This is a genomic window from Tardiphaga sp. P9-11, from assembly GCF_008329525.1.
Lineage (GTDB): Bacteria > Pseudomonadota > Alphaproteobacteria > Rhizobiales > Xanthobacteraceae > Tardiphaga.
The window spans coordinates 657897-678344 of record NZ_NPKQ01000002.1; the positions used below are offsets into that span (position 1 = coordinate 657897).

Sequence of the window (20448 nt, forward strand, 5' to 3'; positions counted from 1 at the left end):
CCTTCCCGCGTCCTGCGCGTCACTGATTATTCTGCGCAATTTCCCTCAGGAGCCCCTGCGCACATCGCCAGATATGCGCAAATTGCGCAGTCATCAAACACTTTTTGCGCAAATTGCGCAATTTCTAAAAATTAGTTAAGCGATCAAGGTATGTTTGTAAGCCATCCACAGCCCCCGTTCCGCTGACCGGAACGTCGAGCCTTGCGATGCGCGGCATGAAACGCAAACAGGCGGCAACGGTGCATCCGTTGCCGCCTGTTTGCCGTCAAATCGAACGTCAGAGATCGAGAACCAGGCGATCCCCAGCGGAACCTGCCACACAGACCAAGAGGCTGCGTTCGCGCTCCGCCGGCGACAGTACGCGGTCGCGATGCACCGGCTGTCCTTCGAGCCAGTCCACCTTGCAGGAGCCGCAGATGCCGCCGCAGCACGACGCTGGCACCTCGATGCCGATATCTGTGAGTGCCGACAGCATGGTCTGCCCTGCGGCGACGGTGATTTCCCGTTTCGATTTTGCCAGCGCCAGCACATAGGGCTTCGCGTCGGGATCTATCGGCAGCGGCGGCGGCACGAAGCGCTCGATATGAACGCGATCGGCGGGCCAGTCGCGTGACGCCTGTTCGAAGTCGTCGATCATGCCGTCGGGACCGCAGCAGGCAAGCGCGACATCCGACAGTGGCCGGCCGACCAATGCCGCGATATCCGGGCGTTGCCCACTCGACGTGTCGTGAATCACCACATGACCGGACTTGCGCAGCGGCGCGAGGAGATCGGCGAGTGGCGGCTCGCCGCGCGCAATCATGTGCAGCGTGAATTTCGAACGGCCCATGCGCCTGAGGAAGGCTGCCGCCGACAGGAACGGCGTCACGCCGATGCCGCCGCCGATGAATGTGAAGCGCGTCACATCCGCAGACAGATCGAGACCGCCGCGCGGCAGCGTCACGCCGATGGTGTCGCCGACCTTGACCGCATCATGCAGCACGATCGAGCCGCCCCGCCCTTCGGCCTCGCGTTTCACAGCAACGACATAGCGCTTGTCGTCGGCCGGATCGTTGCAGAGCGAATAGGTCCGCACCAATCCACCGGGCAAATGCAGATCGATATGCGCACCCGGCCCGAACGGCGGCAGTTCCCAGTGATCGGGATCGACCAGCGAGAACACCTTGATGCCCCGGCCGCCGTCCTCGATCTTGTCGACGATGGTCCTAACTTTCGTGATCGGCACCGCGCTCATTGCACATTCCGCACGGCATCGCCGACGCGCACGGTGCCCCCCTGCAAAATCTTGCAGTTGAGGCCGGAGCGGTTGATCAGCGGATCGAAGATCGCCTTGCCGGTGATCTCCTCGATATGCCGGCACGGAATCGACAAACGCGTCGACTCCAGCAGCGTCTCGCCGAGCCAGAACCGGCGACCGACAAGATGTGTCAGCGGCACGCCGGATACGGTGACATTGCGGCGATGTTCCTCGGGGGCAAGATCGATATTGTGATCGCGCTTCAGCGCCACCAGCGTCTCGTATTCAAACAAGGTGACCTGACGCCCTTCTTCAGGCTTGTGTGAGTAGAACCCCTCCTCGCGGCCGATCATGTAGCGATCCCCTTCGATCCCCTTACCGGCGATCAAAGTGAGTTCGGGCATTTCGCGCATCGGCAGGAACGCGCGCGGCGTGATGTGGAGATAACGCACCACGCCGGTCCATGACGGGACCACGGCGCTGGCTACGGAATTTGGCGTCAACGTATCGAGCATCGCTCAACTCCTTCTGCAGATGTCGTCATCGCAGTCATTCATGGGCTGGGGTGTGGGCGGCAGGCGTGCTGCCGCCCCGCTGCCGTCAGGTCAGTTCCTTGTTCGCCATTTCCGGCGCAAAGGATGTCGCGATGGCGGTGATGCAGGCGCAGAAGATCAGGAACACCGACACCGGCCAGGTCGCACCGGCCCAGGTCATCAACGACGCCGCGATCAACGGGCTGAGACCGCCCGAGATGGCCGCACCGACCTGGAAGCCGAGCGACGCACCGCTATAGCGCAGCTTCGCGGTGAACAGCTCCGAATACCAGGGCGCGCCGATGCCGAACATCACCATCTGGCCGAACGAGATCGCGACAACGATGGTCAGGATCACGATGGTCGGATCGCGGGTGTCGAGCAGCCAGAACATCGGGAATGCGAAGGCGGCACAGAACGCGCAGCTCGCATAGAACATGATCTTGCGCCCGACCTTGTCCGACAACCAGCCGAAGAACGGGATCGAGAACAGCGCAACGAAGGATGCGATGAAGGCACCGTTCAGCACCAGCCCGCGTGACAGGCCGAGCTTCGACGTCGCATAGGACATGATGAACACGCCGGCAATGCTGGCATAGGCGATTTCCGAGATCTTCAGGCCAACCGCGGTGAAGAACGGTTTGCGGTGATACTTGAAGATTTCCACGATCGGCATCTTGGCGACTTCGTTCTTCGCCTTCAGCGCGCGGAATGCGGGCGTCTCTTCCATGCTCATGCGGATCCAGAGGCCGACGCCGACCAGCAGGATCGAGATCAGGAACGGAATGCGCCAGCCATAGCTCATAAAGTCTTCTTCAGGCAGTTGCGAGACCAGCGCGAACATGCCGATGGCCGCGAGATTGCCGACGGGATTGCCCACCTGCACCATGCTGCCGAGGAAGCCGCGTTTATGTGTCGGGCAGTTCTCCACCACCATCAACACCGCGCCGCCCCACTCGCCACCTAGGCCGATGCCCTGCAGGAAGCGCAGCCCGATCAGCAGGATCGGCGCCGCAATGCCGATCTGTGCGTAGGTCGGCAGCAAACCGATGGCGAAGGTGCCGAGGCCCATCACCATAATCGTAATCGCGAGCATCGCCTTGCGACCGACACGGTCACCATAATGACCGAAGATCGCAGCACCAAGTGGACGGGCGAGGAAGCCGACCGCATAGGTGCCGAAGGCTGCGATAGTTGCGAGTGCCGGATCGCCCGCGGCGAAGAAAATCTTGTTGAACACCAGCGCGGTTGCCGCGCCATAGATCAGGAAGTCGTACCACTCGACGGCCGTGCCGATCACGCTGGACCAGACGATCTTGCGCAACACCGCATCGTCCGGATGGTCGGCAGTCGTCACTGCATTGAATTCTTCTGCGACGGTCATCGTTCACTCCTTCAAAAGACATGTTCAGTTTCAGGCGCAATGGGTCGTTCCGTGCCGCGACATCTCGCGGCGCAGTCCGGGTCGTCTCGTGAATTGTCGCTGTTGCTTCAGTCGCCCAGCGCAGGCGGTGGTGATGCCTAGGGAATGGCAGCGATTCCCTAGAGAATCGCAGCGATGGCTGCGATCTCGACGCGGATCGACGGATTGGCGAGCCGTGCTTCGACACGGGCGCGCGCGGGCGATGCGCCCGCCGGCACCCATTCATCCCAGACTGTATTGAAAGCCGCGAAATCCGCGATGTTTGGCAACCACACCGTGGCGCTCAGGATCGATGACTTGTCGGTGCCCGCTTCGCTCAGAAGCGCGTCGATCTTGGCGAGCACTTCGGCGGCCTGCGCCTCGACGCCGACAGACAGATCGTCCGGCACTTGTCCCGCGAGATAAACGAGACCGCCGTGAACCGTGGCCATGCTGAGCCGTTTGCCGGGCTTCAAACGCGTGATCATATATCTGCCTTCGTGTCGTTTTCTGAGGACATATTCCCGTCATCAAAATCCAACATGTTTACTGACAGAAATCAACGTCACGAAAATCGGCATCTGATGCCTAAATCGGCAAAAAGCAGCTGATGCACATGCTGCAGGCGGAAAATCGGCATTTCCCGGCACTTTTGCCTAAATTATCCTTGCCCGTGCTGGAAATATTTGCAGCGATGTTTTCCAACAGAAACAATCCGCTGTCGATCTGGAGCGCTTTCAAGGAGAGGGCCAAGACAGCCCTTCCACCGTCGCCGCGCGCGATCTAAAAGAACAAGCACTTCATCAGGAGATCGACGTTGCTTGACGTCAGCAAGAATGCGGTTGGCTTCAACCTGCGCCAGCTTCGCACGACAAAGGGACTGACGCTGGATCAGCTCGCCACCCAGAGCGAGTTGACGCGTGGCTATATCTCCCTTGTCGAACGCGGCCTGAAGACGCCATCGGTGAATGCGCTGCTGCGCCTCGCCGCCGCGCTCGACGTCAACGTCACCTATCTGTTCGATCCCAACCCAACACCAGCCCCGCGCTACACGCTGTTCCGGCAGGACGAGCAGCAAACGCCCATGCAGGACGACGGCGTCGATCTGCTGGCACTGGCTGCGGGACGCACACGCAAGATGATGGAGCCGTTCCTGATCCGGCCGCCGCTGAAATTCGCGCCCCGCGCATCGCATGCGGGCGAGGAATTCCTGTTCGTCATATCAGGCAGGATGGCGATCAAGATCGAGGACGAAGAGATCGTCCTGAAGAAAGGCGACTGCCTGTACTTCTCCGGCGAGACACCGCACTGGGTGCGCAGCATCGGCAAGCCCAAGGCCGACGTGCTGCTCGTGGTGTCGGCGGCATCGCCCGAGCGGTAGTACCGGCCCATCCCCGTCATTGCGAGGTCATTCGCAAAAACAAAGACGCCGGCCTGATCACCCAGGCCGGCGCTCTCTTATTCAAACCTGCCCGCCGCAGCGGCGCCGATTACTCCTTCTTGTCGATATTCCAGAACACCGGAGTGGCGGCGCCCGGCAGCACGCCGGTCAGCGACTTCCGCCATATGCTGGGGATCCGGTATTCGCCAAGCGGCAGATACGCGACCTGCTCGAGCGCACGGGCCTGGACTTCCGCAGCGGCAGCCTTCTGTTCCGCAGGCGTCGCTGCGCGCGCATACTTGTCGCGCAGTTCTTCGATCTTGCCGTCCTCGAACCATCCGAACCAGCCGCCATTCTTGCCGCGGCCCGAGGTCGAGACGTTGGAAACCGGGTTGAGAATGTCAGCAGCGACCCAATTGGTGAAGAACATGTTCCAGCCGCCTTCCTTGACGGGCTTCTGGCTGGCACGGCGCGTCACCACGGTCTGCCAGTCGGTGGCTTGCACTTCGACCTTGAAGCCGGCATCGCGCAGAAGCTGCGCGGCGACGATCGGCTGCGCCTTCAGCGACGACACGTCGGTCGGCGCCATGATGACCACGGGCGTGCCGTCGTAACCGGATTCGGCCAGCGCTTTCTTGGCTTCCGCCATACCGCTCCCCTTGACCAGCGTTTCCGCACCGACATCGGTGTCATTCGGCGTGCCGCAGCCGAACATGGCACCGCAGATCTTCATGTAGTCAGGATTACCGACCAGCGCATCGAGCACCGGCTTCTGGTTCATCGCGAGGAACGCCGCGCGGCGGACCTTGATGTTGTCGAAGGGAGGCAACAGGAAGTTCATGCGGCCCAGCGTTTGGTAACCGAGCTCGTTCAGAACCTCGATCTTGAGCTCCTTGTCCTTGGCGAGAATCGGCAGCAGATCGTAGGGACCGTTCTCCATGAAATCGATGTCGCCGGACTGCAGCGCATTCACCGCGGTCTGCGCATCGGCCATCGTGACCCATTCGACGCGGTCGACCTTGACGACCTTGCCACCGGCCGCCCAGCTCGCAGGCTCGGAGCGCGGCACGTAGTCCTTGTTCTTCTCGTAAACCGCCTTCACGCCCGGCTGGAATTCAGCCTGCACGAACTTGAACGGACCCGAACCGATCTGCTCCGGAATGGCCTTGCCGGCGGGGGTCTCGGCGAGACGCTTCGGCATCATGAATGGCACCAGCGACGATGGCTTCGCGATCGAATCCAGCACCAGGCCGTAGGGCTCCTTGAGCGTCAGCACGATGGTCTTGGCGTCGGGGGCTTCGATGCTCTTGGTGAAGTCCATGAGCTTCTGGCCCATGCCGTCATTGCGGCCCCAACGCTGCAACGAAGCGACGCAATCTTCCGCAGTAACAGGCTTGCCGTCATGCCACTTCAGGCCGTCGCGCAGCGTGAAAGTGTAGACCATCTTGTCATCGGAGACTTTGTACTCCGCCATCTGCGGCTGGACTTTGAAGTTTGCGTCCATCGCCAGCAACGTGTCGTAAACCATGTAACCGTGATCGCGCACGATATAGGCCGTGGTGATACCGGGATCGAGCACGCGCAGATCCGAGTGCATCACCGCAGTGATGGTCTTGCCGGCCGCCAACGCGGGCGAAGAGAGTGACGGCAGCGCCAGCGCAATTGCGAGGGCTACACCCGGTAGCGTCAATTTCGTGAAGGCCGCAGAACGCTGCCAACGTGACATGTAGGACATTCGATCTCTCCTGACTTGAAACTGACCATCGGTCGATGATTGCTTGTGCAACGCGATAGAAATTTAGGCGCGACCACGCGTTGCCTTTATCTTTTAGACATCAAAGACTTGCATCAAGTGTGATGCGCGTCAATCGCGTTTTCCACGCGCTACATCCACATGCTGCAGAATGCATTCCAATGCACATCGTCAATCTGCAAAGGAGATTGCCTGCTGCTGCCAAGTCACGCTCGCAGTCAACGGCATGCTCGACCCCGCTGCACGCGACATGGCAATCATGGGTGCGACCATCGAACGCATCGCTCATGGAGAGGTCATTCGCAAAAACAAAAACGCCGGCCTGATCACTCAGGCCGGCGTTTGTTACTTCACACGGACCGCCGCAGCGGTGCCGGGTTAGTCCTTCTTGTCGATGTTCCAGAACATCGGAATGGCAGCGCCCTGGGTGACGCCGGTTAGCGAGGTGCGCCAGATGCTCGGCACCTTGTATTCGCCAAGCGGAATGTAGATCACCTTGTCGTAGATTTCCTTCTGGATCTCGGCGGCGAGCTTCTTCTGCTCTTCCGGCGTGGTCGCGCGCGCATATTTGTCACGCAGCACTTCCAGCTCGGCATCTTCGCTCCAGCCGAACCAGCCGCCATTGCTCTTGCCGCGGCCGGAGGTCGCGACATTGCTGATGGGATTGAGAATGTCGGCACCGACCCAGTTCGAGAAGAACATGTTCCAGCCGCCTTCCTTGACGGGCTTCTGGCTCGGACGACGGCTGAGCACCGTCTGCCAGTCGGTGGCCTGCACCTCGACCTTGAAGCCGGCATCGCGGAGCAGCTGCGCCGCAACGATCGGCTGCGCCTTCAACGTGGTCACATCGGTCGGCGCCATGATCACCACTGGCGTGCCGTCGTAACCGGCCTCAGCGAGCAGCTTCTTGGCCTCTGCGAGACCGTTGCCCTTCACCAGGCTTTCCGAGCCGACATCGGTGGCATTCGGCGTGTCGCAACCGAACACGGCGCCGCAGACCTTGTAATATTTGGGATCGCCGACCAGCGCATCCAGCACCGGCTTCTGGTTCATTGCCAGAAATGCGGCACGGCGAATCTTCGGATTGTCGAAGGGCGGGTTGAGGAAGTTCATGCGGCCGAAGGTCTGGAAGCCCAGAGGGTTGAGCACTTCGATCTTGAGCTCCGGGTCCTTCGCCAGGACCGGCAGCAGGTCGTAGGGACCATTTTCCATGAAGTCGATGTCACCCGACTGCAGCGCATTCACCGCGGTCTGTGCATCGGGCATGGTGATCCATTCGACGCGATCGACCTTCACCACCTTGCCGCCGGCCTGCCAGTCGGTCGGCTCGGAGCGCGGCTTGTACTCTTTGAACTTCTCGTAGACCGCCTTCACGCCGGGCTGGAATTCGGACTGCACGAACTTGAACGGACCCGAACCGATCTGCTCGGAAATCGCCTTCCCTGCCGGCGTTTCGGCGAGACGCTTCGGCATCATGAACGGCACCAGCGACGACGGCTTGGCGATGGAGTCGAGCACGAGGCCGTAGGGCTCCTTCAGCGTCAGCACGATGGTCTTGGCGTCGGGCGCCTCGATGCTCTTGGTGAAGTCCATGAGCTTCTGGCCCATGCCGTCATTGCGGCCCCAGCGCTGCAGCGAGGCGACGCAGTCTTCCGCGGTCACCGGCTTGCCGTCGTGCCACAGCAGGCCGTCGCGCAGCGTGAATGTATAGACAAGCTTGTCGTCGGAGACCTTCCAGTCGGCCATCTGCGGCTTGATCTCGTATTTCGAGTTCATGCCGAGCAGCGTATCGTAAACCATATAGCCGTGGTCGCGGACAATATAGCCGGTCGTGATGCCGGGATCGAGCACGCGCAAATCGGAATGCATCACTGCAGTGATGGTCTTGCCTGCAGCATGCGCGGGCGACGACAGCACCGGCAGCGCGAGCGCAACGGCGACCGCCAGACCGGGCAGCGCAAATTTCGTGAAGGCCGCAGAATGCTGCCAACGTGACATGTAGGACACTCAATCTCTCCTGACTGGAATCTGATCATCGATCGATGATCGATTATGCAACGCGATAGAATTTTAGGCGCCTTCGCGTATTGCCTTTATCATTTAGGCTTCAAAGGCTTGGCATCAAGCGTGGTGCGCGTCAATCGCGTTTTCCACGCGATACATCCACACGGTGTAGAATGCATTGCAATGCACATCGTCGATTTGCAAAGGCGATTGCGCTGCTGCTAAGTCATGCACGAACTCTCGCCAACGAACTCTGGGAATGTGCGCACGCACGGAGCGCCTTAATCATCCGTGACGAAATTCTCATCCAAGAGGAATGACTTGATGAACCCCGCCGAACTTCCGTTTGATCTTGAGAACATGTTGCAGGGCCTGCGCACCTGGGTCGAATGCGAGAGCCCCACTTGGGATGCGAACGCTGTTAACAGCATGCTCGATCTCGCGGCGCGCGATATGCAGATCATGGGTGCGACCATCGAGCGCATCGCGGGGCGTCAGGGATTCGGCGGCTGCATCCGCGCACGTTTTCCACACCCGAAATTCGGCGAACCCGGCATCCTGATCGCGGGCCATATGGATACCGTTCATCCGGTTGGCACCATCGAAAAACTGAAGTGGCGCCGCGACGGCGAACTCTGCTACGGCCCCGCGATCTGCGACATGAAGGGCGGTAATTATCTGTCGCTGGAAGCGATCCGCCAGCTCGCACGTATCTCCTACACGACTCCGCTGCCGATCACCGTGCTGTTCACGCCGGACGAGGAAGTCGGCACCCCCTCGACGCGCGACGTCATCGAAGCCGAGGCCGCACGCAACAAGTATGTGCTGGTGCCGGAGCCCGGCAGCACCAACAACGGCGTCACGTCAGGCCGCTACGCCATCGCCCGCTTCAATCTCGAAACCATCGGACGCCCCAGCCATTCCGGCGCCACGCTGTCGAATGGCCGCTCCGCGATTCGCGAAATGGCGAAGAAGATCGTGCAGATCGACGAGATGACCGGACCGGATTGCACATTCAGTGTCGGCATCGTTCATGGCGGACAATGGGTCAATTGCGTTGCCTCATCCTGCACCGGCGAAGCACTGAGCATGGCCAAGCGCCAGGAAGACCTCGATGCCGGCGTTCAGCGCATGCTCGCTCTCTCAGGTACTGAGAATGACGTGACCTTCAATGTGACACGCGGCGTCACCCGCCCGGTGTGGGAACCCAATGCAGGAACCATAGCCCTGTTCGAGAAAGCCAAGGCCATCAACGCAAAACTCGGCCTACCCGAACTGACCCATGGCAGCAAGGGCGGCGGCTCGGACGGTAATTTTACCGGCGCGATGGGTATCCCCACCCTCGACGGCCTCGGCGTTCATGGCGCCGATATGCACACGCTCAACGAATATATTGTTGCGCAGAGCCTTGTTGACCGCGGCCGCCTGATGGCGGGATTGCTGGCAACCCTCGATTAATGCAACGTCCCCCGGTTCGCGCCCTGCATCGCAGGCGTGAACCGGGGGATGGCACAGGACTTGCTACCATTACGTTTAAGTTTAGCGAACTTCGGGTTGAGGCAAGTTGCGACAGTGAATCATTGTTTCTCGAGAAATCTATGCTTTTCGCGGACCATGACGATCAAGAGCAGCGAGCCCGTGACGTTTCCGGTTGACCGACGCGGTCCAGTTACGTTCGATCAACACCACCACTAGGAAAGCGCCATGCTCGGATACCTCATTCGCCGGATTCTTGCGGCCATACCCGTCATGGGCGTGGTGGCCCTATTTGTCTTTCTGCTGCTTCGGCTGACGCCCGGCGATCCTGCCGCGATCATCGCCGGCGATAACGCAACGCCCGAGCAACTCGACCGCATCCGGACGCAGCTTGGCCTCAACGAACCGCTCTATACCCAGTTCTTCAGTTGGGTCTGGCGGCTGCTGCACGGTGACTTCGGCACCTCGCTCATCTCCAACGTGCCTGTGCTGCAGATGGTCAACCAGCGCATTGAGCCCTCTTTGAGCATTGCATTATGCGTGATGCTGGTTTCGATCCTTGTTGCGATCCCGCTCGGTGTCATCGCCGCCTGGAAACACGGCACATGGATCGACCGTTTCGTGATGGCGCTGTCAGTGATCGGCTTCTCCGTGCCGGTGTTCGTGATCGGTTACGTGCTGGTCCAGGTGTTCGCGATCGAGCTGCGCTGGTTTCCGGTGCAGGGTTTCCGCAGCATCTCGCGTGGCTTCGGGCCGTTCTTTGAGCGCATCACGCTGCCGACCATCGCGCTGTCCTTTGTCTATGTCGCGCTCATCGCGCGCATGACCCGCGCGGCGATGCTCGGAGTGCTCGGCGAAGACTATGTCCGCACCGCGCGCGCCAAGGGCATCAACGAGAGCGGTGTGCTGTTCCGCCACGCGCTGCGTAACGCCGCCGTGCCGGTCATCACGGTGATCGGCACCGGCTTCGCACTGCTGATCTCCGGCGTCGTCGTCACCGAAAGCGTGTTCAACCTGCCCGGCATCGGTCGCTTGACGGTCGATGCCGTGCTGGCGCGGGATTTTCCCGTGATCCAGGCCATGATCCTTTTGACCTCGGGCGTTTATGTCGGGGTCAATTTGCTGATCGACCTTGCCTACGCACTGCTCGATCCCAGAATTCGTTACTAGGAATCTGTATCTCATGGCGATCGAATCCCTTCCCAACCCGGCCCTCCCCTCCCGCAGCGGTCCGTCGTTCGGCTTTCTCACCGCGACGCCGATCATCGCAGTGGCGACGATTTGCCTGACGCTGGTGATCCTGTCGGCGATCTTCGCACCGTGGCTGACGTCGCACGATCCGCAATTGCTGGCACCTGCCTTGCGGCTGAAGCCGGCCAGTTCGGAATATCTACTCGGCACCGACGCTTACGGCCGCGACGTGCTGGCGCGCATCCTCTATGGCGGTCGCATCTCGCTCCTGATCGGCCTCGGCGCCGCCGTCACCAGTATCGTCATCGGCCTGTTCATCGGCCTGTTCTCGGGCTTTTTTAAATTGGCCGACGCTGTGATGATGCGTGTCATGGACGGCCTGATGGCGATGCCCGGCGTGCTGCTGGCCATCGCCGTCGTGTCGCTGTCAGGCGCCACCCTGACGACGGTGCTGATTGCGATCACTATTCCGGAAATCCCCCGTGTCGCGCGACTGGTGCGTTCCGTGGTGCTGTCGGCGCGTGAGGAGCCCTATGTGGAGGCGGCGATTTCGCTCGGCTCCAGCATGCCGAAGATCATGTTGAAGCATCTGATGCCCAACACGGTGGCGCCGCTGATCGTCCAGGGCACCTTCATCGCCGCATCCGCTATTCTCACCGAGGCGATCCTGTCGTTCCTCGGCGCCGGCATCAGCCCGGAAACCCCGACTTGGGGGAATATCATGGCCGAGGGTCGCGCCTTCTTCCAGGTCAAGCCGTCGCTGATCTTCTGGCCGGGACTACTGCTCTCGATTGCCATCCTCTCCGTCAATCTGATCGGCGACGCTGCCCGCGACGCACTCGATCCCCGCATGCAACAGCGTGAGGCCGGCAAGTGAGTGAACTAGTGAATCCCACCGTGAATACCCGCCCCATCGCACTGGAAATCGAAAACCTCGTCGTCGGCGTCGGCAAGAGTGGCGCCGGCAAGAAAATCATCGACGGCATTTCTCTCCAGGTGCGCCAGGGCGAAACGCTCTGCGTGGTCGGCGAAAGTGGTTCCGGCAAGTCAGTGACCTCGCTCTCCACCATGGGCCTGCTGCCGCGAGATTCACTCAAAGCCATCGGCGGCAGCATTAAGTTGGTCGGCGAAGATGTGCTGCAGGCCAGCGATCGCCGGCTGCGTCAACTCCGCGCCACGACAATGGCGATGATCTTCCAGGAGCCGATGACGGCGCTCAATCCGGTCGTCCCCGTTGGCAAGCAGATCGACGAAGTACTACGCACCCACACCAGTCTCGGCGCCAGCGCCCGCCGTGCGCGCATTCTCGACATGATGGAGCAAGTGCGGCTTCCCGATGTGAAGCGCATCTTCGCGTCCTATCCGCACCGCCTGTCGGGCGGCCAGCGCCAGCGCATCATGATCGCCATGGCGCTCGTGCTGGAACCGAAACTGCTGATCGCCGATGAGCCAACGACAGCGCTCGACGTCACCACCCAGGCGCAGATCCTCAAGCTGATACGCGACCTGCAGAAGGATCACGGCACAGCCGTGCTCTTCATCACCCATGACATGGGCGTGGTGGCCGACATCGCCGATCGCGTCGCAGTGATGCGTCATGGACGGCTGGTGGAAACCGGAGCATTGAAGGATGTTCTGAGCGCGCCCACGCAGGACTATACCCGTAACCTGCTGTCGTCAGTGCCGAGCCTTGTGCCCCGCGCGGCCCGCGAGGAAGCAGGCTTCAATCCCGTCGTGCTCGAGGCCAACGAACTCGGCAAGGTCTATCGCGAGCGTTCCATGTTCGGGAAACCACGCGAGGTCCACGCAGCCCAGGACGTCACGCTGACACTGCGCAAGGGCCGCACGCTCGGCATCGTCGGTGAAAGCGGCTCCGGCAAATCGACCGTGGCGCGCTGTATCGTCCGACTGATCGATCCAACCTCGGGCGGCATCCGTCTCGCCGGACGCGAAATCTCCGACCTGTCACGTCACGCGTTGCAGCCGCACCGCAAGAAGATACAGATCGTCTTCCAGGACCCCTATCGTTCGCTCAATCCGCGCATCACCATCGGCGAGTCCATTTGCGAAGGTCCGATCAATTTCGGCACCAAACATTCGGTGGCGATGGCCAGGGCGCGTGAACTGCTTGAACTGGTCGGTCTTCCACCTGACGCCGTGTCGCGCTACCCGCACCAGTTTTCCGGCGGCCAGCGTCAGCGCATCGCCATCGCCCGCGCGCTTGCCCTCGATCCGGAAGTTCTGGTGGCCGACGAGGCCGTCTCCGCACTCGACGTTTCCGTGCAGGCGCAGGTGCTGCGGCTGCTCGACGACATCCAGACCCGGCTCGGCATCGCCATCCTGTTCATCACCCACGATCTGCGCGTCGCCGCCCAGATTTGCGACGACGTTGCCGTAATGCAACATGGCCGGGTGGTGGAACAGGGCCCGGCGGCGGAAGTCCTCGCAAATCCGCAACAGCCCTATACGCGCCAGCTGCTTGACGCGGCGCCCGGACGAGGATGGGATTTCGCCAACTTCCGCGCGGTCGATGGCAGCACCACCGTGCCGGCGGCCTGAGCCCATACCGAAACTGACCCTGGATTCTGAATGACCCGAATTGCTGTCGGCGGCTTTCTGCACGAGACCAACACTTTCGCCCCGACCAAGGCGACCTATGAGGCCTTTGTGCATGGCGGCGGCTGGCCGTCGATGACCCATGGCGCCGACGTTCTCAAGGTGATGCGTGGCATCAATGTCGGCCTTGCCGGCTTTGTCGAGGAAGCTGAGACACGCGGCTGGGAGCTGATCCCGACCATTGCCTGCGGCGCGAGTCCTTCCGCGCATGTCACCAGGGACGCGTTCGAGCGGATCGTCGGCGAGATGATCGAGGGCATCAAAGCCGCCATGCCGCTGGACGCGGTCTATCTCGACCTGCACGGTGCCATGGTCACCGAGCATCTCGACGACGGCGAAGGCGAGATTGCCCGACGCGTCCGCGAGGTGATCGGGCCGGATATTCCCTTTGTTGTCAGCCTTGACCTGCACGGCAACATCTCGCCGGAAACGGTCGAATACACCGACGCGCTGATCGCCTATCGCACCTATCCCCATGTGGACATGGCCGACACCGGCCGCGCCTGCGCGCGCCACATGGAACTGCTGCTGGCCGGCAACCGCTTCGCCAAGGCGTTCCGGCAGTTGCCGTTCATGATCGCGATCAGCTGGCAGTGCACCAATGATCAGCCCACCAAAGGCATCTACGAGATGCTCGCCGCGTTGGAACAGGATCAGGTTCCAACACTATCGTTCTGCCCCGGATTTCCCGCCGCCGACTTCCTGCATTGCTGCCCCAGCGTGTTCGCCTATGGCGTGACACAGGCCGATGCCGATGCTGCAGCGGATACCGTGGTCAAGCTGGTGATGGGTCACGAGAACGATTTCGACGGCAAGATTTACACGCCCGACGAAGGCGTGCTGCATGCGATGGAGCTGGCGAAGACCAACAGCAAACCGATCGTGATCGCCGACACCCAGGACAATCCCGGCGCTGGCGGCGACAGTGACACCACCGGCATGCTGCGTGCGCTGGTGAAGAACAAAGCGGTGAAAGCCGCGCATGGCGTTATCTATGATCCAGCTGCCGCCGCAGCGGCGCATCAAGCTGGCGAAGGCGCCACGGTGACGCTCTCGGTCGGCGGCAAGTCGGGCATTCCCGGCGATGCGCCTTATGAGAACACATTCGTGATCGAGAAACTGTCCGACGGCAAGTTCGTCGCCGATGGTCCCTATTATGGCGGTCGAGACATGGATATGGGCCTCTCGGCCTGTCTGCGTATCGACGACGTTCGCATCGTCATCTCCTCGCACAAGGCACAGCTCGCCGACCAGTCGATGTATCGCTATGTCGGCATCGAGCCGACTGAGCAAAACATTCTCGTCAACAAGAGCTCCGTGCATTTCCGCGCCGACTTCGAGCCGATCGCCGGCCAGCTTATGATCTGCGCTGCGCCCGGCGCGATGCCGGCGGATACGTCGGTGCTGCAATGGACCAAGCTGCGCCCGGGCATCCGCCTGAAGCCGAATGGCGAACCATTTACGCCCCAGACCTCATCACCTGCCCTCGTGCCGTGAACGGATAACTTATGCCCACACTCGAACGTATCGACGCCTTCGCCGACGAACTCACCGCCATCCGCCGCGATCTGCATGCCCATCCGGAGATCGGCTTCGAGGAGGTCCGCACTTCCGGTATCGTCGCCGACAAGCTCGCGAGCTGGGGCGTCGAGGTCCATCGCGGTCTCGGCGGTACCGGCGTCGTCGGCGTATTGAAAGGCAAGGGCTCGGGCGGCAAGCGCATCGGCCTGCGCGCCGACATGGACGCGCTGCCGATGGAAGAGAACACCAACCTCGCCTGGCGCTCGACCATTCCCGGCCGCTTCCACGGCTGCGGCCATGACGGCCACACCACCATGCTGCTCGGCACCGCGCGCTATCTCGCCGAGACCCGCAATTTCGACGGCACCGTGCATTTCATCTTCCAGCCCGCCGAGGAGGGCCTCGGCGGTGCGCGCGCGATGATCAAGGACGGTCTCTTCAAGCAGTTTCCCTGCGATGAAATCTACGGCCTGCACAATGCGCCGGACATGAATCACGGCGAGGTCGGCATCTTCCCCGGCCCCGCAATGGCGGCCGCTGACTTCTTCGACATCACGATCCGCGGCTACGGCGCCCATGGCGCGATGCCGGAGCGCTCGAAGGACCCTGTCGTGATCGCGATGTCGCTCGGCCAGGCAATGCAGTCGATTGTCAGCCGCAACGTGAACCCGTTCGAATCCGCGGTGCTGTCGATCACCCAGATCCATTCGGGCTCGGCCTATAACGTCATTCCGGATGACGCCAAGCTCTGCGGCACCGTGCGATGCTTCTCCGAGAAGGTCCGGATGCAGATCCGCGAGCGGATGCATGCGCTCGCCGCCGGCATGGCGACGGCGTTCGATTGCGAGATCAAGGTCGATATCCGCGACGGTTTCAGCGTGCTGGTCAATCAGGAAGAACATTCCAAGGCCGTCGAAGACGTTGCACGCACGATCGTCGGCGACGCGAATGTGATCACCCGCGCGAAGCCGAAAATGGGCTCCGAAGATTTCGCCGACATGCTGCATGCCGTGCCCGGCGCCTATTTCTGGGTCGGCCAAGAAGGCTCGGTGCCAGTGCACAATCCCGGCTACTATCTCGACGATAAAATTCTGCCCATCGGCGCCAGCATGTTCGCCCGTATCGTCGAAACCCGGCTGCCGGTGTAAGAAGCGGTCGCCAAAGCTGCCTGCATAATTCCGCAGGATGGGTTGAGCGCAGCCATGCAAGCTGCTTTGCAGCAACCTATCACGACTACGCACATGACAAGATGGGTTTCGCTATCGCGCAACCCATCCTAAAGTCGACGGCGAGCAACCGCCCAATAAACAAAAAACAGGGAAGAAGCCGCCATGGCCTATGAGACCATCCTCTACAGCGTCGAGGAGCAGATCCTCACCATCACGCTGAACCGCCCCGAGAAGCTCAACGCCTATAACGCCACCATGCAGGCCGAGCTGATCGACGCCTTCGACAAGGCCGATGCGGACGACAATGTGCGCGCGATCATCGTGACCGGTGCCGGACGTGGTTTCTGCGCGGGTGCGGATCTCTCTTCGGGCGCCGACACCTTTGATCGCGACGCGCGGCGCGGCCCGGTGAAGCGTCTCGCCAGCGGCGACGTCGATTACAGCGATCCCATGGTGCGCGACGGCGGCGGTCAGGTGACCCTGCGGATCTTCAAATGCCTCAAGCCGGTGATCGCCGCGGTGAACGGCCCGGCCGTTGGCATTGGCGTCACCATGCAGCTCGCCATGGACATCCGCATCGCCTCTGAAGCCGCGCGTTTCGGCTTCGTGTTCTCCCAGCGCGGCATTGTGCCGGAAGCCGCCTCAAGCTGGTTCCTGCCGCGCATGGTCGGCATCTCGCAGGCGCTGGAATGGTGCTATTCTGGCCGCGTCTTCCCGGCGCAGGAGGCTCTTGCAGGCCGTCTCGTCAGCAAGGTGGTCGCCCCGGATGACCTGCTGCCGACAGCGCGTGCGCTCGCCAAGACCTTCATCGACAAGACGGCGCCGGTGTCGGTCGCCCTGATCCGCCAGATGATGTGGCGCATGATGGGCGCGGACGATCCGATGGAAGCGCACAAGATCGACAGCCGCGGCATCTATACGCGCGGTCGCTCCGAGGACGTCAAGGAAGGCGTCGTGGCCTTTCTCGAAAAGCGTCCGGCCGAGTTCAAGAACAAGGTCAGCAAGGACATGCCGAGCTATTTCCCGTGGTGGGACGAGCGCGGCTACAAGTAGGACCACGAATGAATCCGACGCCCTCTCGTCGTCCGTCCGAGGGCGTCGTTTTCCTGCACGGCATCAGCCGGACGTTCCGGTCTTTCATCAAGATGCAGCTGGCGATCGAAGCGGCCGGCTTTGCCACGCGGAACGTCGGCTATCCCAGCCGCCAAAAGGCGCTGTCGGCTCTGGCCGATGACATCCACCCGGCGATAACGCCATTCGTCGAAGCCAACGAAGGCTGCACGCATTTCGTCTGCCACTCGATGGGCGGCTTGCTCGCGCGTGCCTATCTGGCGCGCCACCGTCCATCGCGTCTGGGCCGTGTGGTGATGCTGGGCACGCCCAACGGCGGCAGCGAAATCGCCGACAGGCTGAGGGGCTTTTTGCCCTACCGGTTGTTTTTCGGTCCGGCCGGCCAGCAACTCGTCACCAGCCGCGATGCCGCAACGGAGGCGCTGCTGCCGCGGGTGGACTACCCGCTCGGCATCATCGCCGGCAACCGCACCCTCGACCCGATTTCGTCGACCTTGTTATTGCCCGGTCCGAACGACGGCCGCGTAACCGTCGCCAGCACGAAGCTCGACAGCATGACCGATCATGTCGTCATCCCCGCATCGCATGCGCTGATGATCCGTAATCCGCAAGCCATCAACCAGACCATCGCGTTTTTGCGTGACGGTCGCTTCAAACGCTGAAGCCTGTTACATCATCAGCGCCACGCGTCCGATCGCCTTGCGCTCGGTCAGCAATCGCATGGCTGTCGCCACATCTTCCAGCGGCAGGCGATGCGAAACGTTTGGCCTGATCTTTCCTGCTTCTGCCCATGCGATGAGCTGCGCGATGCGGGCTTCGCCGATCTTCGGATCGCGCCGCGCCGCCTCGCCGGCGCGGACCCCGAGCACGCTGGCGCCTTTGATGAGTACGAGATTGGTTTTCGCCACGCCGATGCCGCCGGTGAAGCCGATCACCAGCAGGCGGGCGCCCCAATTGATGCAGCGCAGGCTCTGTTCGAAGATTTCGCCACCCACAGGGTCGAACACGACATCCGCGCCCTTGTCATCCGTGAGACGTTTGACGGCATCCCTGAACGGTCCGGCGCCATACAGCACGCCGTGATCCGCACCACGCGCTTTGGCGACTGCAAGCTTCTCTTCCGATGATGCAGCCGCGATTACCGTGGCGCCCAGCAGCTTCCCGATCTCCACCGCAGCCAACCCCACACCGCCGCCGGCGCCATGCACCAGCAGCACTTCGCCGGGTCTGATCTGCCCGCGATCGACCAGCGCATGATGCGCGGTGCCATGGGCGGCGAGAAACGTCGCCCCCTCCGTGTAGTCGAATGTCGACGGCAGTGGAGTGACTTGCGCCGGCGTCACCACGACTTCGTCCGCATAGCCGCCATGACGCAGCTTGACGATGACGCGATCCCCGACCGCGATGCCGGGCACATCGCCGGCGATTTCGCTGACGTCGCCGGCCGCTTCCATGCCCGGCGTGAACGGCAGTTCGGGCTTGAGCTGATATTCGCCAGCCGCCATCAGGATATCAGGAAAATTGATTCCGGCGGCGCGCACGGCAACGCGGACCTGCCCGGGTTTTAGCGGCACTGATGCAAATTGTTCGAGGCGCAAGCTTTCAGGTGACCCGAGCTCACGGCAAACGATTGCTTTCGGCATCAGGCGGCGCTCGCCTTCCGGCGCTGCAGCGCCTCACGGATCAACGGCAGGCGGTCATTGCCGAAATACATGTCGGTCTTGTCGAGATAGATGGTCGGCGAGCCGAAACCGCCCCGTGCGATCACTTCATCGGTATTGACCTTCAGCTGGTCCTTGATCGCCTGTTCGCCAATGCCGGCAAAGAATTTCGCGGGATCGATGCCGGTGCGCGTGCAGATCTCGGTGAGAACATCATCTATCGAGATATCCTTGTCGTCGCCCCAATAGGCTTCGAACACCCCGCGCGCAAACGGCACCATCGCATCGTTTCCAAGCCAGATGCAGCCGCGCATCGCCTTGACACTATTCACCGGAAACACCGTCGGCGGCATCTTGATCGCCAGGCCCGCCGAGCGCGCCCAGTCGCCGAGGTCCTTCTTCATGTAGCGCGCCTTGGCCGGCACCGGCGTCTTGCGCGATTCATAGACGCTGGGATTGATCGAATTGAAGATGCCGCCGACCAGAATGGGCCGCCACGAGATTTCCTCGCCGAATTCCTTCGCCAGTGGCTGGATGTTGTGGAAGGCGAGGTAGGTCCAGGGGCTGGAACAGTCGAAGAAGAATTCGATCATAGGTGTTTCCTCGTTTTGTTATTATTTTCTTCTTTATACGCGCCCGGAATGACGAGCTCTATTGCTGCGCCTGCGCATGCGCTGGTGCATCGACACCGAACATGATCTTCCTCGCCTGCTCATCCATCGGCTTCTTCTCTTGCTTGCCGACGGCAAGCCCCGCCTGCACCTGCGGCCGCGCGCGGACCAGAGCGAACCAGCGCTTCACGTTCGGGAAATCATCCAGCGTCAGGCCCTGCGCCTTATGGGTCATGATCCACGGAAAGCACGCCATATCGGCGATGGAGTAGTCGCCAGTGATGTAATCGCGGCCTTCCCCGAGATGCGCATCGAGTACGCCGTAGAGGCGCTTGGCTTCGCGGGTATAGCGATCCATCGCATAGGGAATCTTCTCGGGGGCATAGAGCAGGAAATGTCCATTCTGGCCGAGCATCGGGCCGAGGCCGCCCATCTGCCACATCAGCCACTGCAAGACGTCGAACCGCTTGCGCATCTCGGCCGGCATGAACTGACCAGACTTCTCCGCGAGATAGATCAGGATCGCACCGCTCTCGAAGATCGACACCGGCGCACCGCCATCGGCAGGCGCATGATCGACGATGGCCGGCATCCGGCCGTTGGGGCTGAGTTTCAGAAATTCCGGCTGGTGCTGGTCGCCGCGACCGAGCTGCATCGGGACGACCGTATAGGGCAGCCCGCATTCTTCCAGCATGATCGAGATTTTCCAGCCGTTCGGCGTCGGCGCATAGTGCAGGTCGATCATGGCGTCCTCGATGCGTTTTGGCCGATCCTAGCCCTCCCTTATGGGTGCGCCAATCCCATATACGGGGGGTCAGGAAC

General features: G+C 61.6%; 20 protein-coding genes. 11 read left to right on the forward strand and 9 right to left on the reverse strand.

Going from position 1 to position 20448, the window contains the following annotated elements:
* Positions 1 to 277: 277 nt before the first annotated feature.
* The 4 genes from CIW50_RS09515 to CIW50_RS09530 form a co-directional block, all read right to left on the reverse strand.
* Positions 278 to 1234, reverse strand: a complete 957-nt coding sequence (locus CIW50_RS09515) for a PDR/VanB family oxidoreductase (protein WP_149530990.1) — start codon at positions 1232 to 1234, stop codon at positions 278 to 280.
* Positions 1231 to 1752, reverse strand: coding sequence for an MOSC domain-containing protein (locus tag CIW50_RS09520; RefSeq protein ID WP_149530991.1), 522 nt, complete (start codon positions 1750 to 1752; stop codon positions 1231 to 1233). The genes CIW50_RS09515 and CIW50_RS09520 overlap by 4 nt, the downstream gene beginning before the upstream one ends.
* A gap of 85 nt (positions 1753 to 1837) precedes the next feature.
* The gene (locus CIW50_RS09525; protein WP_149530992.1) at positions 1838 to 3154 is read right to left on the reverse strand and encodes an MFS transporter; all 1317 of its coding nucleotides are present in this window, start codon (positions 3152 to 3154) and stop codon (positions 1838 to 1840) included.
* A gap of 158 nt (positions 3155 to 3312) precedes the next feature.
* Positions 3313 to 3660, reverse strand: coding sequence for a RidA family protein (locus CIW50_RS09530; protein ID WP_149530993.1), 348 nt, complete (start codon positions 3658 to 3660; stop codon positions 3313 to 3315).
* 122 nt (positions 3661 to 3782) lie between these two features.
* Here CIW50_RS09530 and CIW50_RS29010 point away from each other — a divergent pair, with 122 nt between their 5' ends.
* Positions 3783 to 3959 (forward strand): hypothetical protein, encoded by a 177-nt coding sequence (locus CIW50_RS29010; protein ID WP_172980282.1) that lies wholly within the window; start codon positions 3783 to 3785, stop codon positions 3957 to 3959.
* Between the two features lie 30 nt (positions 3960 to 3989).
* Positions 3990 to 4553 carry a helix-turn-helix domain-containing protein gene (locus tag CIW50_RS09535; RefSeq protein ID WP_149530994.1) on the forward strand — a complete coding sequence of 188 codons (564 nt, stop codon included), beginning with the start codon at positions 3990 to 3992 and terminating at the stop codon, positions 4551 to 4553.
* Between the two features lie 109 nt (positions 4554 to 4662).
* Here CIW50_RS09535 and CIW50_RS09540 read toward each other — a convergent pair whose 3' ends face one another.
* Positions 4663 to 6288: an ABC transporter substrate-binding protein gene (locus CIW50_RS09540; protein ID WP_149530995.1), complete on the reverse strand. Its 1626-nt coding sequence runs from the start codon at positions 6286 to 6288 to the stop codon at positions 4663 to 4665.
* A gap of 169 nt (positions 6289 to 6457) precedes the next feature.
* Between CIW50_RS09540 and CIW50_RS09545 the strand changes: the two genes are divergently transcribed.
* On the forward strand, positions 6458 to 6688 hold the full coding sequence (locus tag CIW50_RS09545) for a hypothetical protein (protein WP_149530996.1): 231 nt from the start codon (positions 6458 to 6460) through the stop codon (positions 6686 to 6688).
* Here CIW50_RS09545 and CIW50_RS09550 read toward each other — a convergent pair.
* Positions 6685 to 8304: an ABC transporter substrate-binding protein gene (locus CIW50_RS09550; protein WP_149531581.1), complete on the reverse strand. Its 1620-nt coding sequence runs from the start codon at positions 8302 to 8304 to the stop codon at positions 6685 to 6687. The two genes, CIW50_RS09545 and CIW50_RS09550, sit on opposite strands and share 4 nt — an antisense overlap.
* Before the next feature lie 330 nt (positions 8305 to 8634).
* Between CIW50_RS09550 and CIW50_RS09555 the strand changes: the two genes are divergently transcribed.
* From CIW50_RS09555 to CIW50_RS09590, 8 genes are all read left to right on the forward strand, one after another.
* Complete coding sequence (locus CIW50_RS09555; RefSeq protein ID WP_149530997.1) at positions 8635 to 9768, forward strand: M20/M25/M40 family metallo-hydrolase; 1134 nt, start codon at positions 8635 to 8637, stop codon at positions 9766 to 9768.
* 246 nt (positions 9769 to 10014) lie between these two features.
* Positions 10015 to 10956 carry an ABC transporter permease gene (locus CIW50_RS09560; protein ID WP_149530998.1) on the forward strand — a complete coding sequence of 314 codons (942 nt, stop codon included), beginning with the start codon at positions 10015 to 10017 and terminating at the stop codon, positions 10954 to 10956.
* 13 nt (positions 10957 to 10969) lie between these two features.
* Positions 10970 to 11854 carry an ABC transporter permease gene (locus tag CIW50_RS09565; protein WP_149530999.1) on the forward strand — a complete coding sequence of 295 codons (885 nt, stop codon included), beginning with the start codon at positions 10970 to 10972 and terminating at the stop codon, positions 11852 to 11854.
* Entirely contained in the window at positions 11851 to 13536 is a 1686-nt protein-coding gene (locus CIW50_RS09570) for an ABC transporter ATP-binding protein (protein WP_502707420.1), read from the forward strand. Before CIW50_RS09565 ends, CIW50_RS09570 begins: the two co-directional genes overlap by 4 nt.
* Before the next feature lie 30 nt (positions 13537 to 13566).
* Entirely contained in the window at positions 13567 to 15090 is a 1524-nt protein-coding gene (locus CIW50_RS09575) for a M81 family metallopeptidase (RefSeq protein ID WP_149531000.1), read from the forward strand.
* A gap of 11 nt (positions 15091 to 15101) precedes the next feature.
* Positions 15102 to 16262 (forward strand): M20 aminoacylase family protein, encoded by a 1161-nt coding sequence (locus CIW50_RS09580; protein WP_149531001.1) that lies wholly within the window; start codon positions 15102 to 15104, stop codon positions 16260 to 16262.
* Positions 16263 to 16445: 183 nt separating this feature from the next.
* Positions 16446 to 17336 carry a crotonase/enoyl-CoA hydratase family protein gene (locus CIW50_RS09585; protein WP_149531002.1) on the forward strand — a complete coding sequence of 297 codons (891 nt, stop codon included), beginning with the start codon at positions 16446 to 16448 and terminating at the stop codon, positions 17334 to 17336.
* A gap of 8 nt (positions 17337 to 17344) precedes the next feature.
* The gene (locus tag CIW50_RS09590) at positions 17345 to 18016 is read left to right on the forward strand and encodes an alpha/beta fold hydrolase (protein ID WP_149531003.1); all 672 of its coding nucleotides are present in this window, start codon (positions 17345 to 17347) and stop codon (positions 18014 to 18016) included.
* Positions 18017 to 18022: 6 nt separating this feature from the next.
* On the opposite strand, the gene CIW50_RS09595 is transcribed toward CIW50_RS09590, so the two are convergent.
* From CIW50_RS09595 to CIW50_RS09605, 3 genes are read right to left on the reverse strand one after another with little or no spacing between them, the layout of a single operon-like run.
* Complete coding sequence (locus CIW50_RS09595; RefSeq protein ID WP_149531004.1) at positions 18023 to 18997, reverse strand: NADPH:quinone oxidoreductase family protein; 975 nt, start codon at positions 18995 to 18997, stop codon at positions 18023 to 18025.
* Complete coding sequence (locus CIW50_RS09600; RefSeq protein ID WP_149531005.1) at positions 18997 to 19608, reverse strand: 2-hydroxychromene-2-carboxylate isomerase; 612 nt, start codon at positions 19606 to 19608, stop codon at positions 18997 to 18999. Before CIW50_RS09600 ends, CIW50_RS09595 begins: the two co-directional genes overlap by 1 nt.
* A 58-nt stretch (positions 19609 to 19666) precedes the next feature.
* The gene (locus CIW50_RS09605) at positions 19667 to 20371 is read right to left on the reverse strand and encodes a glutathione S-transferase N-terminal domain-containing protein (protein WP_149531006.1); all 705 of its coding nucleotides are present in this window, start codon (positions 20369 to 20371) and stop codon (positions 19667 to 19669) included.
* Positions 20372 to 20448 lie beyond the last annotated feature (77 nt).

Coding starts and splice junctions, on each gene's coding strand:
- CIW50_RS09515 (WP_149530990.1), bottom strand. CDS start 1,234: ATGAGCGCGGTGCCGATCACGAAAGTTAGGACCATCGTCGACAAGATC.
- CIW50_RS09520 (WP_149530991.1), bottom strand. CDS start 1,752: ATGCTCGATACGTTGACGCCAAATTCCGTAGCCAGCGCCGTGGTCCCG.
- CIW50_RS09525 (WP_149530992.1), bottom strand. CDS start 3,154: ATGACCGTCGCAGAAGAATTCAATGCAGTGACGACTGCCGACCATCCG.
- CIW50_RS09530 (WP_149530993.1), bottom strand. CDS start 3,660: ATGATCACGCGTTTGAAGCCCGGCAAACGGCTCAGCATGGCCACGGTT.
- CIW50_RS29010 (WP_172980282.1), top strand. CDS start 3,783: ATGCACATGCTGCAGGCGGAAAATCGGCATTTCCCGGCACTTTTGCCT.
- CIW50_RS09540 (WP_149530995.1), bottom strand. CDS start 6,288: ATGTCCTACATGTCACGTTGGCAGCGTTCTGCGGCCTTCACGAAATTG.
- CIW50_RS09545 (WP_149530996.1), top strand. CDS start 6,458: ATGCATTCCAATGCACATCGTCAATCTGCAAAGGAGATTGCCTGCTGC.
- CIW50_RS09550 (WP_149531581.1), bottom strand. CDS start 8,304: ATGTCACGTTGGCAGCATTCTGCGGCCTTCACGAAATTTGCGCTGCCC.
- CIW50_RS09555 (WP_149530997.1), top strand. CDS start 8,635: ATGAACCCCGCCGAACTTCCGTTTGATCTTGAGAACATGTTGCAGGGC.
- CIW50_RS09560 (WP_149530998.1), top strand. CDS start 10,015: ATGCTCGGATACCTCATTCGCCGGATTCTTGCGGCCATACCCGTCATG.
- CIW50_RS09565 (WP_149530999.1), top strand. CDS start 10,970: ATGGCGATCGAATCCCTTCCCAACCCGGCCCTCCCCTCCCGCAGCGGT.
- CIW50_RS09575 (WP_149531000.1), top strand. CDS start 13,567: ATGACCCGAATTGCTGTCGGCGGCTTTCTGCACGAGACCAACACTTTC.
- CIW50_RS09580 (WP_149531001.1), top strand. CDS start 15,102: ATGCCCACACTCGAACGTATCGACGCCTTCGCCGACGAACTCACCGCC.
- CIW50_RS09585 (WP_149531002.1), top strand. CDS start 16,446: ATGGCCTATGAGACCATCCTCTACAGCGTCGAGGAGCAGATCCTCACC.
- CIW50_RS09590 (WP_149531003.1), top strand. CDS start 17,345: ATGAATCCGACGCCCTCTCGTCGTCCGTCCGAGGGCGTCGTTTTCCTG.
- CIW50_RS09595 (WP_149531004.1), bottom strand. CDS start 18,997: ATGCCGAAAGCAATCGTTTGCCGTGAGCTCGGGTCACCTGAAAGCTTG.
- CIW50_RS09600 (WP_149531005.1), bottom strand. CDS start 19,608: ATGATCGAATTCTTCTTCGACTGTTCCAGCCCCTGGACCTACCTCGCC.
- CIW50_RS09605 (WP_149531006.1), bottom strand. CDS start 20,371: ATGATCGACCTGCACTATGCGCCGACGCCGAACGGCTGGAAAATCTCG.